13 protein-coding genes are annotated in these 16,207 nt (G+C 66.7%); 10 read left to right on the top strand and 3 right to left on the bottom strand.

Going from position 1 to position 16,207, the window contains the following annotated elements; translation table 11 throughout:
• Window positions 1-13 precede the first annotated feature (13 nt).
• The 3 genes from HWX36_RS18145 (at window position 14) to def (ending at window position 4,057) form a co-directional block, all read left to right on the top strand.
• A complete protein-coding gene (locus HWX36_RS18145; protein WP_175953397.1) occupies window positions 14-1,285 on the top strand; it encodes a cell division protein ZipA C-terminal FtsZ-binding domain-containing protein in 1,272 nt (423 codons plus the stop codon).
• 166 nt (window positions 1,286-1,451) lie between these two features.
• Complete coding sequence (ligA, locus tag HWX36_RS18140; RefSeq protein WP_175953396.1) at window positions 1,452-3,527, top strand: NAD-dependent DNA ligase LigA; 2,076 nt, start codon at window positions 1,452-1,454, stop codon at window positions 3,525-3,527.
• Entirely contained in the window at window positions 3,524-4,057 is a 534-nt protein-coding gene (gene def / locus HWX36_RS18135) for a peptide deformylase (protein WP_175953395.1), read from the top strand. The genes ligA and def overlap by 4 nt, the downstream gene beginning before the upstream one ends.
• A 103-nt stretch (window positions 4,058-4,160) precedes the next feature.
• On the opposite strand, the gene HWX36_RS18130 is transcribed toward def, so the two are convergent.
• Genes HWX36_RS18130 through map form a run of 3 tightly spaced genes read right to left on the bottom strand, consistent with a single transcriptional unit; the run spans window position 4,161 to window position 9,648 of the window.
• Entirely contained in the window at window positions 4,161-6,194 is a 2,034-nt protein-coding gene (locus HWX36_RS18130; RefSeq protein ID WP_175953394.1) for a pseudouridine synthase, read from the bottom strand.
• 16 nt (window positions 6,195-6,210) lie between these two features.
• Window positions 6,211-8,787: a [protein-PII] uridylyltransferase gene (locus HWX36_RS18125; protein WP_175953393.1), complete on the bottom strand. Its 2,577-nt coding sequence runs from the start codon at window positions 8,785-8,787 to the stop codon at window positions 6,211-6,213.
• A gap of 45 nt (window positions 8,788-8,832) precedes the next feature.
• Window positions 8,833-9,648, bottom strand: a complete 816-nt coding sequence (map, locus tag HWX36_RS18120) for a type I methionyl aminopeptidase (protein ID WP_175953392.1) — start codon at window positions 9,646-9,648, stop codon at window positions 8,833-8,835.
• Between the two features lie 377 nt (window positions 9,649-10,025).
• Here map and rpsB point away from each other — a divergent pair, with 377 nt between their 5' ends.
• From rpsB to HWX36_RS18085, 7 genes are all read left to right on the top strand, one after another.
• Window positions 10,026-10,766, top strand: a complete 741-nt coding sequence (gene rpsB, locus HWX36_RS18115) for a 30S ribosomal protein S2 (protein ID WP_006483818.1) — start codon at window positions 10,026-10,028, stop codon at window positions 10,764-10,766.
• A 162-nt stretch (window positions 10,767-10,928) separates the two neighbouring features.
• Window positions 10,929-11,810 (top strand): translation elongation factor Ts, encoded by an 882-nt coding sequence (gene tsf / locus HWX36_RS18110; protein WP_021159104.1) that lies wholly within the window; start codon window positions 10,929-10,931, stop codon window positions 11,808-11,810.
• A gap of 163 nt (window positions 11,811-11,973) precedes the next feature.
• On the top strand, window positions 11,974-12,687 hold the full coding sequence (gene pyrH, locus HWX36_RS18105; RefSeq protein WP_011352459.1) for a UMP kinase: 714 nt from the start codon (window positions 11,974-11,976) through the stop codon (window positions 12,685-12,687).
• Window positions 12,688-12,778: 91 nt separating this feature from the next.
• Window positions 12,779-13,339, top strand: coding sequence for a ribosome recycling factor (gene frr, locus HWX36_RS18100; RefSeq protein ID WP_021159105.1), 561 nt, complete (start codon window positions 12,779-12,781; stop codon window positions 13,337-13,339).
• 47 nt (window positions 13,340-13,386) lie between these two features.
• Entirely contained in the window at window positions 13,387-14,169 is a 783-nt protein-coding gene (gene uppS, locus HWX36_RS18095) for a polyprenyl diphosphate synthase (RefSeq protein WP_034188847.1), read from the top strand.
• The gene (locus tag HWX36_RS18090) at window positions 14,163-14,984 is read left to right on the top strand and encodes a phosphatidate cytidylyltransferase (protein WP_175953391.1); all 822 of its coding nucleotides are present in this window, start codon (window positions 14,163-14,165) and stop codon (window positions 14,982-14,984) included. Before uppS ends, HWX36_RS18090 begins: the two co-directional genes overlap by 7 nt.
• Window positions 14,985-14,999: 15 nt before the next feature.
• Window positions 15,000-16,196 (top strand): 1-deoxy-D-xylulose-5-phosphate reductoisomerase, encoded by a 1,197-nt coding sequence (locus HWX36_RS18085; RefSeq protein WP_175953390.1) that lies wholly within the window; start codon window positions 15,000-15,002, stop codon window positions 16,194-16,196.
• Window positions 16,197-16,207: the final 11 nt, after the last annotated feature.

Raw genomic sequence — 16,207 nt, 5'->3', positions numbered from 1 at the left:
TGATGGAGCGTGCATGGACGAGTTGACACTCGGTTTGATCGGCGCGGGCGCCGTCGTGGTGGGCGGCGTCGTGGTCTACAACGCATGGCAGGGCGCGAAGGTGCGGCGCAGGATGCCGCGCCCGATGCCGGAGGAAGCGGTCGAGGCGATGAACCGCCCCGAACGCGAAGAAGAGCTACCGTTCATCGAGCCGGTGCGCCAGCCGGTGCGGCGCGAGCCCACGGCACCGGCGGCGGCCGCCACGCCAGCCGAAGTCGCGCGCGTCGAGCCGACGTTCGGTGGCGCAGCGCCGGCCGACATGCCGGCCGATCTGCAGGCCGAGGCGACCGGCGTCGATACTCCGGCCGAATTGGTCGAGCCGGTTGCCGGCGAAGAGGCCGCGCCGGCCTCCGCGCACGAAACGCACGCCGAACCGGCCGAGCCGGCCGAACCCGTGCTGCCGGCCACAACGACGATCTCGTCGGCACCGCCGGCGATCGTCGACCGCCGGATCGACTGCATCGTGCCGATCCGCCTCGGCGGGTCGCTGCCGGGCGACAAGATCCTGCCGGCCGCGCAGCGGCTGCGCCGCGCGGGCAGCAAGCCCGTGCACATCGAAGGCAAGCCGGAAGGCGGCCAGTGGGAGTTGCTGCAGAACGGCGTGCGCTACGAGGAACTGCGCGCGGCCGCGCAGCTCGCGAACCGCAGCGGCGCGCTGAACGAGCTCGAGTTCTCCGAATTCGTGACGGGCGTCCAGCAGTTCGCCGACGCGATCGACGGCGCGCCCGAATTCCCGGACATGATGGAAACGGTCGCGATGGCGCGCGAGCTCGACGCGTTTGCCGCGCAATGCGACGCGCAACTGTCGATCAACGTGATGTCGGACGGCGCGCCTTGGTCGGCGAACTACGTGCAGGCGGTCGCATCGCAGGACGGGCTGTTGCTGTCGCGCGACGGCACGCGTTTCGTGAAGCTCGACGCGAAGCAGAACCCCGTGTTCATGCTGCAGTTCGGCGACACGAACTTCCTGCGTGACGACCTCACGTACAAGGGCGGCAACATGATCACGCTGGTGCTCGACGTGCCGGTTGCCGAAGAGGACATCCTGCCGTTCCGGCTGATGTGCGATTACGCGAAATCGCTGTCCGAACGGATCGGCGCACGCGTGGTCGACGATTCGCGCCGGCCGTTGCCGGAGTCGACGCTGCTGGCGATCGAGCAGCAGCTGATGAAGCTGTACGCGAAGCTCGAGGAAGCCGGCATTCCGGCCGGTTCGCCGGTCACGCGCCGCCTCTTCAGCCAGTAACGCGAACGCGCGGGCGGCGGGCGTCGGCGCCGCCGTTCGTCGCTGCGGCGCACACCTTGCCGTTTGCGCTGCAGCACGCGCGTCGGGCGCGCATTGCACGCCCCGCCACGGCGGCAAACTGAGATAATCGGGCATCCGATTTTCTCAGAACGAATTTGCCGCCAGCATGGCCCGAACCCAAGCCGAACCGCCAGCCAGCCAGCCCGACGCGCGCGCCGCGTGGCTGCGCGATCAACTCGAGCGGGCGAACTACGCCTACTACGTGCTCGACCAGCCGGATCTGCCCGACGCCGAATACGACCGGCTGTTCCGCGAACTGCAGCAGCTCGAAACCGACCATCCCGAACTCGTGACGCCCGATTCGCCGACGCAGCGCGTCGGTGGCGAGGCGGCCGGCGGCTTCACGCCGGTCGTCCATGACGCGCCGATGCTGTCGCTCAACAACGGCTTCGCCGACGAGGATATCGTCGCGTTCGACAAGCGTGTCGCCGACGCGCTCGACAAGACGACCGATCTCGCCGGCTCGGTAACGGAGCCCGTCGAATACGCATGCGAACTGAAGTTCGACGGTCTCGCGATCTCGCTGCGCTACGAGCAGGGCGTATTCGTGCAGGCGTCGACGCGCGGTGACGGGACGACGGGCGAGGACGTGACCGAGAACGTGCGCACGATCCGCTCGATTCCGCTGAAGCTGAAGGGCACGAACGTGCCGGCCGTGCTCGATGTACGTGGCGAGGTGCTGATGTTCAAGCGCGATTTCGCACGCCTGAACGAACGCCAGCGCGCGGCCGAGCAGCGCGAATTCGCGAACCCGCGCAACGCGGCGGCCGGCAGCCTGCGCCAACTCGACTCGAAGATCACCGCGCAGCGCCCGCTGTCGTTCTTCGCGTACGGGATCGGCGTGCTCGACGGGATGCCGATGCCCGACACACACAGCGCGCTGCTCGACTGGTACGAGTCGCTCGGCCTGCCCGTGAACCGGGAGCGCGCGGTCGTGCACGGTGCCGAAGGCTTGCTCGACTTCTTCCGCAAGATCGGCGAGAAGCGCGAGTCGCTGCCGTACGACATCGACGGCGTCGTCTACAAGGTCAACCGGCGCGACGAGCAGGAGCGCCTGGGCTTCGTGTCGCGCGCGCCGCGCTTTGCACTCGCGCACAAGTTCCCCGCGCAGGAAGCGCTGACCAAGCTCGTCGCGATCGACGTGCAGGTCGGCCGGACGGGTGCGATCACGCCGGTCGCGCGCCTCGAGCCCGTGTTCGTCGGCGGCGCGACCGTCACCAATGCGACGCTGCACAACGAGGACGAAGTGCGCCGCAAGGACATCCGGATCGGCGATACCGTGATCGTGCGCCGCGCGGGCGACGTGATCCCCGAGGTGGTCGGCGCGCTGCTCGACCGGCGCCCGGCCGATGCGGCCGAATTCGTGATGCCGACCGAATGCCCGGTGTGCGGCTCGAAGATCGAGCGCCTGCCGGACGAGGCGATCGCGCGCTGCACGGGCGGCCTGTTCTGCCCGGCGCAGCGCAAGCAGGCGCTGTGGCACTTCGCGCAGCGCCGCGCGCTCGACATCGACGGGCTCGGCGAAAAGATCATCGACCAGCTCGTCGAGCTGAATCTCGTGCGCACGCCGGCGGACCTGTTCAATCTCGGCTTTGCGACGCTCGCCGAGCTCGACCGGTTCGCCGAGAAGTCGGCGCAAAATCTGCTCGACTCGCTCGAGAAGGCGAAGCATACGACGCTCGCGCGCTTCATCTACGGGCTCGGTATCCGTCATGTGGGCGAATCGACCGCGAAGGATCTCGCGAAGCATTTCGGCTCGCTGACGCCGATCATGGACGCATCGATCGAAGAGCTGCTCGAAGTCAACGACGTCGGGCCGATCGTCGCCGAGTCGCTCCATCAGTTCTTCGCGGAAGCGCACAACCGGACCGTGATCGAGCAATTGCGTGCGCCGGGCAAGGTGACGTGGCCGGAAGGGCCGCCCGCGCCGAAGGCGCCGCAGGGTGTGCTGGCCGGCAAGACGGTCGTGCTGACGGGCACGCTGCCGACGCTCACGCGCGATGCCGCGAAGGAAATGCTCGAAGCGGCCGGCGCGAAAGTGGCCGGTTCGGTATCGAAGAAGACGGATTACGTGGTCGCGGGCGCCGAAGCCGGCAGCAAGCTCGCGAAGGCCGAGGAGCTCGGCATCCCCGTGCTGGACGAAGACGGTCTGCACCAACTCCTGGAGGGCAATACGCCATGATTCGCGAGATCCTGAAGATGGGCGATCCGCGCCTGCTCGAAGTCGCCAAGCCGGTCGAACGGTTCGATACCCCCGAACTGCACGAGATCGTCGCGGACATGTTCGAGACGATGCACCATGCGAACGGCGCCGGCCTGGCCGCGCCGCAGATCGGCGTCGGGCTGCAGATCATCATCTTCGGCTTCGGTAACAACAACCGCTACCCGGATGCGCCGCCGGTACCCGAGACCGTGCTGATCAACCCGAAGGTCGAATACATGCCGCCGGACATGGAAGAGGGCTGGGAAGGTTGCCTGTCGGTACCGGGCATGCGGGGCGTCGTCAGCCGCTATGCGAAGGTGCGCTACAGCGGCTTCGACCAGTACGGCGAGAAAATCGATCGCGTCGCCGACGGTTTTCACGCACGCGTCGTCCAGCACGAATACGATCACCTGATCGGCAAGCTGTATCCGATGCGGATCACCGACTTCACGCGCTTCGGCTTCACGGAAGTGCTGTTCCCGGGGCTCGATCCGGCTCCCGACGACTGATCCGCCGGCTTGCCCGGCGCTTGCCCGGTTTCTCGCAGGAAACGAAAAAGCCCGCTTGCGCGGGCTTTTTCATTGCGTGGCGCACGTGTGTGCGCGCCCGCGGTCAGAACGTCTCGTCGGCCGACAGATAGCGCCATTGACCCTGCGGCAGCGCGCCGAGCATCACGCGGCCCATCCGTACGCGCTTCAGGCCGATCACGTCGAGGCCCACCAGTTCGCACATGCGGCGGATCTGGCGCTTCTTGCCTTCGCGCAGCACGAAGCGCAACTGCTCGCCGTTCTGCCAGCTCACCATCGCGGGCTTCAGCGCGACGCCGTCGAGCTCGAGGCCGTGGCGCAGCTTCGCGAGCGATTCCGCGGGGAAGTGCTGGTCGATGTCGATGAGCCGCTCGCCGAAGCGCACGCGCACCAGGTATTCCTTGTCGATATCCGACTGCTCGCCGATCAACTGCTTCGCGATCACACCGTTCTGCGTCAGCACGAGCAGGCCGGTCGAATCGATGTCCAGGCGGCCGGCCGGTGCGAGCGCGTGCAGGTGCTGCGGCGAGAAGCGCACCGGCGAATGGTCGCCGCTCCAGCGGTTCGCACGCGTGATCAGCACGGCCGCGGGCTCGTAGCCGTCTTCCGCCTGGCCCGACACGTAACCGACCGGCTTGTGCAGCAGGATCGTCACTTGCGCGGCCTGCGCGGCGCTTGCCCGTTCGTCGATCTCGATCTTCTGGTCGGCGCGTACCTTGGTGCCGAGCGTGTCGATGCGTTCGCCGTCGACGAGAACCCAGCCCTTTTCGATCCATTCGTCGGCTTCGCGGCGCGAGCACATGCCGAGCTCGGACATCCGTTTCGACAGGCGCATCAGGCCCGATTCGTCACCGTAGTCGATGTCGGTGGCCGGCTTCTTGACGGGTTTCGCGGTCTTCATCCCCGCGCCGGACGAGCGGCGTTCGGTGCTGCCACGCTCGCCGTCGCGGGCGGGGCGGGCCGGGCGGTCGCCGAAGCTGCGCTTGGCGCCTTCGCCGGCTGCCTTGTCGCGATAGGGTGCGCGAGCACTGCCTTCACCGGCGCCTGCACGACGCGGACGTGCATCGTCATCGCGGCGGGGCGGGCGATCCGAGGACGTGCGACGGTCGCCGAAGCTGCGTTTCGCGCCTTCGCCAGATGCGTTGTCGCGATACGGCGCGCGAGCACCGCTTTCACCGGCGCCTGCACGACGCGGACGTGCATCGTCATCGCGGCGGGGCGGGCGATCCGAGGATGTGCGACGGTCACCGAAGCTGCGTTTCGCGCCTTCGCCGGCTGCGTTGTCGCGATACGGTGCGCGTGCACCGCCTTCACCGGCGCCTGCACGACGCGGACGTGCATCGTCATCGCGACGGGGCGGGCGATCCGAGGACGTGCGACGGTCGCCGAAGCTGCGTTTCGCACCTTCGCCGGCTGCGTTGTCGCGATACGGTGCGCGTGCACCGCTTTCACCGGCGCCTGCACGACGCGGACGTGCATCGTCATCGCGGCGGGGCGGGCGATCCGAGGACGTGCGACGGTCGCCGAAGCTGCGTTTCGCGCCTTCGCCGGCTGCGTTGTCGCGATACGGTGCGCGTGCGCCACCTTCACCGGCACCTGTACGACGCGGACGTGCATCGTCATCGCGGCGGGGCGGGCGATCGGACGACGTGCGACGGTCGCCGAAGCTGCGCTTTGCGCCGTCGCCGGCTGCGTTGTCGCGATACGGTGCGCGTGCACCGCCTTCACCGGCGCCTGCGCGACGCGGACGTGCATCGTCATCGCGGCGGGGCGGGCGATCCGAGGACATGCGACGGTCGCCGAAGCTGCGTTTCGCGCCGTCGCCGGCTGCGTTGTCGCGATACGGGGCACGCGTGCCGCGTTCGGCACCGCCGTCACGCGGCGCACGCTTGGACGGTGCGCGATCCGCGCCCGGGCGTTCGGCGCCCGCGGCAGCGCGCGGCTTGAACGTGCGCTCGCCGGCGGCGGCCGGGGCCGCCTTCTTCGGGCGGGCCGGCTTGTCCCCTGCGGGCGGCGCAGCGGGGCGCACCGCCTTGCGGGCGACGAGGCTGCCGGAGCGGACAGGGGCGCGGGTCGGCGACGCCGGCTTCGGGTTCTTGACGGTTAATTTGGTGCGCATAAACGCTGGAATTCATTCAGACTGCGATCGCACGCAGCAATTCGGTTTCGAGCTGGATCTGCAGGCGGCTGTCGGACAGGCCGGCACCCGCAAGCAGAAAGATGTCCTCGACGCGTTCGCCGAGCGTATTGATCCGCGCCGCGTGGACGCCGATCCGGTGCTCGGCGAGTACGCGCGCGATCGAATAGAGAAGGCCCGGCCGGTCGTTGGCCGACACGGACAGGATGTAGTACTGGCCGCGCTCGTCGGCCCGCAGGTCGACGCGCGGCGTGATCGGAAACGTCCGGGACAGCCTCGACAGGCGGCCCTTGGACGGCTCCGGCAGCGGTGCGGTTTCGGTGAGCCGCGACGCGAGCTGTTGTTCGACGAGATTCGCGATGTCGCGGTACCGCACGTCGCTTTCGGTCTGCGTGACGATGAAGTTGTCGAGCGCATAGCCGTGCCGCGTCGTGCTGACCCGTGCGTCGAGCACCGACAGCCCGTTGCGGTCGAAATACGCGCAGATGCCCGCGAACAGGTCGGGGCGATCCTTCACGTACACGAGCACCTGCAGCGCATCGCCGATCGGCGACGGCCGCGCGCGGACGATCGCGGTTTCGGCATTCACGTGCCGGTACAGCACGCGTGTCTGCCACGCGATGTCGGCCGCGTCGTGACGCAGGAAGAAGCCGACGTCGAGCTGATCCCACAGCGCGCGATGTGCGTCCTCGGGCACGGTCTCGAGGCGCAGCAGCGCGAGCGCCTGCTCCTGCCGCGACTTCAACTCCGAATGCGCGTCGGGGTTGGCCCCGCCGAGCACCGCGAGCGTGATGCGGTACAGATCCTCGAGCAGCTTGCCCTTCCACGTGTTCCACACCTTCGGGCTCGTGCCGCGGATATCGGCGACGGTCAGCAGGTACAGCGCGGTGAGGTACCGTTCGTTGCCGACGACTTCGGCGAAGCGCTTGATGACTTCGGGGTCGCTCGTATCCTGCTTCTGTGCGACCTGGCTCATCGTCAGGTGATGCTGGACGAGCCACACGATCAGCGCCGCGTCGTCGCTGGCGATACCGTGCTCGCGGCAGAAGCGCCGTGCGTCGGCCATCCCGAGCGTCGAATGGTCGCCGCCGCGGCCCTTCGCGATGTCGTGGAACAGCGCCGCGACATACAGTACCCACGGGCGCTCGAAGTTGCCGATCAGCTGGCTGCAGAACGGATATTCGTGCGCGTGCTCGGCCACCGCGAAGCGGCGGATGTTGCGCAACACCATCAGGATGTGCTGGTCGACCGTATACACGTGGTACAGGTCATGCTGCATCTGGCCGACGATGCGGCGGAAGTTCAGCAGGTAGCGGCCGAGCACGCTCGTCTGGTTCATCAACCGGAACGCGTGCGTGATCCCTTCGGGTTGCTGAAGGATCCGCATGAACGTGTCGCGATTCTGCGGATCGCGGCGCCACGTGTTGTTCATGATCTCGCGCGAGTTGTACAGCGCGCGCAGCGTGCGGGCGGACAGCCCCTTCACGCCGCGGGTCGTCTCGTACAACAGGAACGCTTCGAGGATCGCGTCGGGGTAGCGCTCGAACACGCCGTCGTCGACGATCTCGAGCATCCCCTGTTTCTCGACGAAGCGATCGGCCGACAGCACGCGCGTGATGCCGCTCGTCGCAGGGAAGAGTTGCGCCTCGATGTTCTGGATCAGGATCGTCGCGAGCTGCGTGACGGCCTTCGCGGCCCAGTAGTAGCGGCGCATCAGTTGCTCGCTGGCGCGCTTGGCCTGCGTCGACTGGTAGCCGAAGCTCTCGGCAGCCTGCGTCTGCAGGTCGAACACGAGCATGTCCTGGCGGCGGCCGGCGATCACGTGCAGCCGCGCGCGCAGCGTCTTCAGGAAGCCTTCGTTGCGGCGCAGCTCCCGCGCTTCGCGATCGGTGATGAGGCCGCGCGTGTCGAGTTCGCGCCAGCTGCTGCCGAAACCGGCCGCGCGCGCGATCCAGAGGATTGTCTGCAGGTCGCGCAACCCGCCGGGGCTTTCCTTCACGTTCGGTTCGAGGCTGTACGGCGTGTCCTGGAACTTCGCGTGGCGCTGGCGCATCTCGAGCACCTTCGCGGTGAAGAACGCGCGGGCGTCGAGCGCCTCGTGGTAGCGCACCGTGAAGCGTTCGAACAGCGCGGTGCTGCCGACGATGCGGCGCGCTTCCAGCAGCGAGGTCTGCACCGTGACGTCCTGCGACGCCTCCTCGATGCACTGCGCGACCGTGCGCACGCTGCTGCCGATCTCGAGGCCGAGATCCCACGCCATTCCGATGAAGCGTTCGATGCGTGCATCGAGCGCCGGGTCGTGCGCATCGGGCAGCAATACCAGGATGTCGACGTCGGAATAGGGCGCGAGCTCGCCGCGCCCGTAGCCGCCGACGGCGACGAGGGCGAGCGTCGCGGGCAGCCCGCAGTCGTCCCACACGCGCTTCAGCGCTTCGTCGGTGAGCTTCGACAGCGCGTGCATCAGCGACGCGACGTTCGCCGCGCGGCGAAAGCGCTCGAGCATCTCCGTCTTGGCGGCCTTGAATTCGGCGCGCCGCGACAGCGCTTCGGGCGAGGGGGCAGCGTGAGCGCTCATGGGCGGCCGTTCAGGTGCGGGTGGGGCGGGCTGGCGCGACGGCGCTCAGACGGCGGCGGCCGGTTGCGAGAACACGGGGCGCGCCGGCGTGCCGGCCGACACGGTCAGCACTTCGTAGCCGGTTTCGGTGACGAGCACCGTGTGCTCCCACTGGGCCGACAGGCTGCGGTCGCGCGTCTTGACCGTCCACTGGTCGGGCATCGTGCGGATGTCGCGCTTGCCGGCGTTGATCATCGGCTCGATCGTGAAGATCATCCCGGCCTTCAGTTCGATGCCGGTACCCGGGCGGCCGTAGTGGACGACCTGCGGATCTTCATGGAACACCGTGCCGATGCCGTGGCCGCAGTATTCGCGCACGACGCTGTAGCCCTGCGCTTCGGCGTGCTTCTGGATCGCGTAGCCGATGTCGCCGAGGTGCGCGCCGGGCTTGACCTGGTCGATGCCGAGCCACATGCATTCGTAGGTGGTCTGCACGAGGCGCTTCGCGAGGATCGAACCCTCGCCGACGATGAACATGCGGCTCGTGTCGCCGAAGTAGCCGTTCTTGATCACGGTGATGTCGATGTTTAGCGCATCGCCGTTCTTGATCACTTTCTCGCCGGGAATGCCGTGGCAAATCACGTCGTTGACCGAAATGCAGGTGGCCTTCGGGTACGGCGGGTAGCCGGGCGGCTGGTAGTTCAGCGGCGCGGGGATCGTGCCCTGTTCGTTGAGCATGAACTCGTGGCAGAGGCGGTCGAGTTCGGCGGTCGTGATGCCCGCGACGACGTGCGGCGTGATGAAGTCGAGCACTTCGCTCGCGAGACGGCAGGCGACGCGCATCTCGGCGATATCGTGTTCGTTTTTGAGCGTAATAGCCATCGAGGTATGCCTGGAATGCGGTGAATTGACGGATTATCGCACCTTCTGGCAGGCGTCGCAGCCCCTGCGGGCGGTGCGGGTGCGGGTTTTCGCGGATTGTCCGGCCGCATGCCGCGCGGCAAGCGAAAGTGGCGGGCGACTTGAGAGCGGACAAATCGGCGTGCTATACTCTTTGGCTAAGTCGATATCCAAATGCCGATGTGCCCCGTTTTGGGGCGGCATGGCGGTGAAAGGCTTGCGGCACGCGCATTTTGCACGTGTCGAATCGCAAGCCGGCGCAACCAGGGTGCCGGCCGCGCGGCATTCGCGCCCTTCGGGGTGGGATCGCGCGGCGGTACGGCAGCCGGCTTAAGACCCAACCCTCGTGGAGAATTTACATGGCAGTTACGATGCGCCAAATGCTGGAAGCGGGTGTCCACTTCGGTCACCAGACGCGCTTCTGGAACCCGAAGATGGCCCCGTTCATTTTCGGTCACCGCAACAAGATTCACATCATCAACCTCGAAAAGACGCTGCCGATGTTCACGGACGCACAGAAGTACGTGCGCCAGCTGGCAGCGAACCGCGGCACGATCCTGTTCGTCGGCACGAAGCGTCAATCGCGTGACACGATCGCCCAGGAAGCGCAACGCGCAGGCATGCCGTACGTCAACGCACGCTGGCTCGGCGGCATGATGACCAACTTCAAGACGCTGAAGGTTTCGATCAAGCGCCTGAAGGACATGGAAGCGGCGGTCGAGGCGGGCGAGCTCGAGAAGATGAGCAAGAAGGAAGCGCTGCTGTTCGAACGCGAAATCGCGAAGCTGCAGAAGTCGATCGGCGGCGTGAAGGACATGGGCGGCATTCCGGACGCAATCTTCGTCGTCGACGTCGGCTACCACAAGATTGCCGTGACCGAAGCGAACAAGCTGGGCGTGCCGGTCATCGCCGTGGTCGATACGAACCACTCGCCGGAAGGTGTGGATTACGTGATCCCGGGTAACGACGACTCGAGCAAGGCAGTCGCGCTGTACGCTGAAGGCGTGGCCGACGCGATCCTCGAAGGCCGTGCGAACGCGGTCAACGAAGTGGTCCAGGCTGCGCGCGGCGACGACGAGTACGTCGAGGAAAACGCGTAACTGGCCCCGAGCCGGCGCAAAAAGGGGGCTCTCAACAGGCCCCCTTTTTTTAAGCTTGTGCGCCGGACCTGATCGCGCCGAATCGGCGCGGGTCCGGAAACGAATCTCGGCCGTTCGCGTCCAAGCGGGCGGCGTTGTGAATACAGACTCAAGGAGCGAATGATGGCGGCAATTACCGCAAGCATGGTGGCAGAACTGCGCGCAAAGACCGACGCACCGATGATGGAGTGCAAGAAGGCGCTGACGGAAGCCGACGGCGATCTGGCCAAGGCTGAAGAGCTGCTGCGCGTCAAGCTCGGCAACAAGGCGAGCAAGGCGGCATCGCGCGTGACGGCAGAAGGCGTCGTCGCATCGTTCGTCGGCGGCAATGCAGGCGCGCTGGTCGAGCTGAACTGCGAAACCGACTTCGTCGCGAAGAACGACGACTTTCTCGCATTCTCGAAGACGGTTGCAGAACTCGTCGCGACGCAAAACCCGGCCGACGTGGCTGCGCTGTCGGCACTGCCGCTCGAAGGCTCGACGGTCGATGCAGTGCGCCTGGCGCTGATCGGCAAGATCGGCGAGAACGTCTCGATCCGCCGTTTCGTCCGTTTCGAAACCGCAAACAAGATCGCAACGTACCTGCACGGCGCGCGTATCGGCGTGATCGTCGAGTACACGGGCGCGGAAGAGCAGGTCGGCAAGGACGTCGCGATGCACATCGCGGCAATGAAGCCGGTCGCGCTGTCGTCGGCCGACGTGCCGGCAGAACTGATCGAGACGGAACGCCGCGTGGCCGAGCAGAAGGCTGCGGAATCGGGCAAGCCGGCCGAAATCGTCGCGAAGATGGTCGACGGTAGCGTGCAGAAGTACCTGAAGGAAGTGTCGCTGCTGAACCAGACGTTCGTGAAGAACGACAAGCAGACGATCGAGCAGATGCTGAAGGCAGCGAATGCCGCAGTGCAGAAGTTCGCGCTGTTCGTCGTCGGCGAAGGCATCGAGAAGCGCCAGGACGACTTCGCCGCCGAAGTGGCCGCGCAAGTCGCAGCAGCAAAGCAGCAGTAAGCCGTAAGCAGTCAGGCAGTATCCGCGGCGGGCGTCCGCTCCGCCGCGGTCGGCGCCGCCGCCGGCCGGCCGGGAAACCCGGTCCGACCGTCGGCGCTTGCCCGAATCAGTATTTCGCCCCTACAGTTCGTGGTTGTCATCCTCTCGTCGCTCGGAAGCCCCTATGTCCAATGCCTATAAACGCGTTCTCCTCAAACTCTCCGGCGAAGCACTGATGGGCGACGATGCCTTTGGCATCAATCGCGCGACGATCGAACGGATGGTGGCCGATATCGCCGAAGTCGTGCGTCTCGGTACGCAGCTCGCGGTCGTGATCGGTGGCGGTAATATTTTCCGCGGTGTCGCGGGCGGCGCGGCCGGCATGGATCGCGCGACGGCAGACTACATGGGGATGCTCGCGACGATGATGAACGCGCTGGCGCTGCAGGACGCGATGCGCCACGCCGGCATCGAGGCGCGCGTGCAGTCCGCGCTGCGGATGGACCAGGTCGTCGAGCCGTACATCCGGCCCCGCGCGATCCGCCAGCTCGAGGAAGGCCGCGTCGTGATCTTCGCGGCCGGTACGGGCAACCCGTTCTTCACGACGGACACGGCCGCCGCGCTGCGCGGTTCGGAAGTGGGCGCCGAGGTCGTATTGAAGGCGACCAAGGTCGATGGCGTATATTCTGCCGATCCGAAGAAGGATCCGTCGGCCACGCGTTACACGACGATCACTTTCGACGAGGCGATCAGCCGCAACCTGCAGGTGATGGACGCGACGGCCTTTGCGCTGTGCCGCGACCAGAAGCTGCCGATTCGCGTGTTTTCGATCAACAAGCCGGGCGCGCTCAAGCGCATCGTGCTGGGCGAGGACGAAGGTACGCTCGTCCACGTGTAAACTCCCGCGGATGCGGGTCGTTGGCCGCGGCGCACCGGATGCGCCGGGCAGGTCCCGCGTTCTTTGAAGGTTAGAAGGTTCGGAGGTTGAAATGAGTGTCGCTGATACCAAGAAGGGCGTCGAGCAAAAGATGCAGCGCTCGATCGAAGCGTTCAAGAACGATCTGGCAAAGATCCGTACGGGCCGTGCACACACCGGTCTGCTCGATCACGTGCAGGTCGACTACTACGGGTCGATGGTGCCGATCTCGCAGGTCGCTAACCTGACGCTCGTCGATGCGCGCACGATCGGCGTGCAGCCGTGGGAAAAGAACATGGTCGCGAAGGTCGAGAAGGCCATTCGCGAAGCCGACCTGGGCCTGAACCCGGCCACCGCCGGCGACCTGATCCGCGTGCCGATGCCCGCGCTGACGGAAGAGCGCCGCCGCGAGCTCACCAAGGTCGTCAAGAGCGAAGGCGAAACGGCCAAGGTCGCGATCCGCAACCTGCGCCGCGACGCGAACGAAGCGCTCAAGAAGCTCGTGAAGGACAAGGAAATCTCGGAAGACGACGAGCGCCGTGCGAGCGACGACGTGCAGAAGCTGACCGACAAGCACGTCGCCGAAATCGACAAGCTCGTACAGACCAAGGAAGCCGAGATCATGACGGTCTGACGACCGTCCTCGCGCGCCGCCTTCTTCCCGCAACTGTCTCAACGGCCATGACCTATACCAGCTCTACCGTTCGCGTGCCTGACGTCGGCGTCGTGCCGCGTCACATCGCGATCATCATGGACGGCAACGGCCGTTGGGCCACCGAACGCCGCTTGCCGCGCGTCGCGGGGCACACCCGCGGCGTCGATGCCGTGCGGGCGGTGGTCGAAGGTTGCGCGCGCGCCGGCGTCGAATACCTGACGCTGTTCGCGTTCAGTTCGGAGAACTGGCGCCGTCCGAACGACGAAGTGTCGTTCCTGATGCGTCTCTTCATCACCGCGCTCGAGCGCGAGGTCGGCAAGCTTCACGCGAACGGGATCCGCCTGCGTGTCGTCGGCGATCTCGACCGCTTCGAGCCGCGCATCCGCGAACTGATTCGCCGCGCCGAAACCAAGACGGCGCGCAATACCCGTCTTACGCTCACCATCGCGGCCAACTACGGCGGCCGGTGGGACATCCTGCAGGCGACGAAGAAGCTCGTCGAGCAGGCCGTGCGCGAAGGTCGCGAGGTCGAGGTGACCGAGGACGCATTCGCGCCGCACCTGGCGATGGCCTATGCGCCGGAGCCCGATCTCTTCATCCGCACCGGTGGCGAGCAGCGCGTCAGCAACTTCCTGCTGTGGCAACTCGCGTACGCCGAATTCTATTTCACCGACAAATACTGGCCGGATTTCGACGGCGCGGCATTGGCCGACGCACTGGCGTCGTATACGGAGCGCGAGCGCCGTTTCGGCCGCACGAGCGCACAGCTCGAACCACAATCGCAGAACGCCGACTCCCTTTCATGCTGAAAACCCGTGTGATCACGGCGATCGTGATGCTGGCGGTACTGCTGCCGGTGACGCTGTTCGCGCCGCTCACCGCGTTCGGCGCGCTGATCGGCGTCGTGCTCGTGTTTGCCGCATGGGAATGGGCGCGCCTGCTCAAGCTCGGCGGCGCCGGCCCGGTCGTCTATGCAGCCGTCGCGGCGCTGGCGCTCGCGGCAACGGTGCCGCTCGGCGTTGACGCGGCTTCGTCCCGTCCCCTTTTCATGGCAGCCGGCGTGTTCTGGCTGCTGGTCGGCCCGTTTACGCTGCGGCGCAAGCCGGAGCTCGCGGGCGGCGTATGGCGGCCGTTCCTGCTCGCGGCCGGCCTTGTGGTCTTTGCGGCCTGCTGGCATGCGCTCGTCGCGGCGCGCACGCAGGGCGTGCCGTTCGTGTTGTCGCTGCTTCTGGTCGTCTGGCTCGCCGATATCGGCGCATACTTCGCGGGCAAGGCCTTCGGAAAGCGTAAACTGGCCATCACGATCAGCCCCGGCAAGAGCTGGGAAGGCGCGATCGGTGGCTGGCTCGCCGTCATGGTCGTCGCCGGTGTCGCGATGGCCGCGCATGCGTTCGAGCCGACCCTGTTTTCCGCGTTCGCCGTGCGTTACGGGATGCCCGGCGCGTGGGCCGCACTGACGCTGCTGGTCGCGTACAGCGTGATCGGCGACCTGTTCGAGTCGTTGCTGAAGCGGCAGGCGGGCGTGAAGGATTCGAGCGGACTGCTGCCTGGCCATGGCGGCGTACTCGACCGTGTCGACGCGCTGCTGCCGGTGCTGCCGCTCGCGATGCTGCTGCTTGGTTAAACCATTAATTCTGTTATGCAAAAACGTCTGACATTGCTCGGTTCCACGGGCTCGATCGGAGACAGCACGCTCGACGTGGTCGCGCGCCATCCCGAGCGTTTCTCGGTCTATGCGCTGACCGCACACCGCAACGGCGACAAGCTGGTCGAGCAGTGCCTGCGCTTCGCACCCGAAGTGGCGGTGGTGGGCGATGCCGCGACGGCCGCGCACGTCGACGCGAAGCTGCGCGCGGCGGGCAGCAAGACGACCGTGCTGCACGGGCCGCAGGCGCTCGTCGACGTGTCGAAGAGCGATGGCTGCGACACGGTGGTCGCGGCGATCGTCGGTGCGGCCGGCATGGCGCCGAGCCTTGCGGCCGCGCGCGCCGGCAAGCGCATCCTGCTCGCGAACAAGGAAGCGCTGGTGATGTCGGGCGCGATCTTCATGGACGCCGTGCGCGACCATGGCGCGATCCTGCTGCCGGTCGACAGCGAGCACAACGCGATCTTCCAGTGCATGCCGCGCGACGCGGCCGAGCACGGCGGGATCGCGAAGATCATCCTGACCGCGTCGGGGGGGCCGTTCCGCACGCGCGAACCGGCTACGCTGGTCGACGTGACGCCGGACGAGGCGTGCAAGCATCCGAACTGGGTGATGGGCCGCAAGATCTCGGTCGATTCCGCGACGATGATGAACAAGGGCCTCGAGGTGATCGAGGCGCACTGGATCTTCGGGCTGCCGGGCGACCGGATCGACGTGCTGATCCACCCGCAGAGCGTGATCCATTCGCTCGTGTCGTATCGCGACGGCTCGGTGCTCGCACAGCTCGGCAACCCCGACATGCGCACGCCGATCGCACACGCGCTCGCATTCCCCGAGCGTGTCGATGCGGGCGTCGAGCAGCTCGATCTCGCGCAGATCGCCCAGCTGTCGTTCGAGAAGCCCGATTACGCGCGCTTCCCGTGCCTCGCGCTCGCGCTGAAGGCGCTTGAGGAAGGCGGTATCGCGAGCGCCGCATTGAACGCGGCGAACGAAGTCGCGGTCGAAGCGTTTCTCGAGCGCCGCATCGGCTTCATGGCGATTGCGGCGACGGTCGACGCCGTGCTCAACACGCTGCCGAACCGTACGCCCGACGGGCTCGAGGACGTCCTGGCGGCGGATGCCGAGGCACGCCGCCTTGCCGCCGACATCATTGCGAAAGCGCCTGCGCCACGCGTGGAGCGCACTGTCTGAATGGAGTGCTC

Source organism: Burkholderia sp. BCC0405 (assembly GCF_902833075.1).
In the GTDB taxonomy this organism is placed as follows: Bacteria; Pseudomonadota; Gammaproteobacteria; order Burkholderiales; family Burkholderiaceae; genus Burkholderia.
The sequence above is the reverse complement of the archived record's forward strand: the minus strand, read 5'-3'. Positions and strand labels throughout refer to the sequence as shown.

Bases quoted from the DNA above. Each gene is read 5' to 3' on its own strand.
- HWX36_RS18145 (WP_175953397.1), top strand. From the start codon at position 14: ATGGACGAGTTGACACTCGGTTTGATCGGCGCGGGCGCCGTCGTGGTG.
- ligA (WP_175953396.1), top strand. From the start codon at position 1,452: ATGGCCCGAACCCAAGCCGAACCGCCAGCCAGCCAGCCCGACGCGCGC.
- def (WP_175953395.1), top strand. From the start codon at position 3,524: ATGATTCGCGAGATCCTGAAGATGGGCGATCCGCGCCTGCTCGAAGTC.
- HWX36_RS18130 (WP_175953394.1), bottom strand. From the start codon at position 6,194: ATGCGCACCAAATTAACCGTCAAGAACCCGAAGCCGGCGTCGCCGACC.
- HWX36_RS18125 (WP_175953393.1), bottom strand. From the start codon at position 8,787: ATGAGCGCTCACGCTGCCCCCTCGCCCGAAGCGCTGTCGCGGCGCGCC.
- map (WP_175953392.1), bottom strand. From the start codon at position 9,648: ATGGCTATTACGCTCAAAAACGAACACGATATCGCCGAGATGCGCGTC.
- rpsB (WP_006483818.1), top strand. From the start codon at position 10,026: ATGGCAGTTACGATGCGCCAAATGCTGGAAGCGGGTGTCCACTTCGGT.
- tsf (WP_021159104.1), top strand. From the start codon at position 10,929: ATGGCGGCAATTACCGCAAGCATGGTGGCAGAACTGCGCGCAAAGACC.
- pyrH (WP_011352459.1), top strand. From the start codon at position 11,974: ATGTCCAATGCCTATAAACGCGTTCTCCTCAAACTCTCCGGCGAAGCA.
- frr (WP_021159105.1), top strand. From the start codon at position 12,779: ATGAGTGTCGCTGATACCAAGAAGGGCGTCGAGCAAAAGATGCAGCGC.
- uppS (WP_034188847.1), top strand. From the start codon at position 13,387: ATGACCTATACCAGCTCTACCGTTCGCGTGCCTGACGTCGGCGTCGTG.
- HWX36_RS18090 (WP_175953391.1), top strand. From the start codon at position 14,163: ATGCTGAAAACCCGTGTGATCACGGCGATCGTGATGCTGGCGGTACTG.
- HWX36_RS18085 (WP_175953390.1), top strand. From the start codon at position 15,000: ATGCAAAAACGTCTGACATTGCTCGGTTCCACGGGCTCGATCGGAGAC.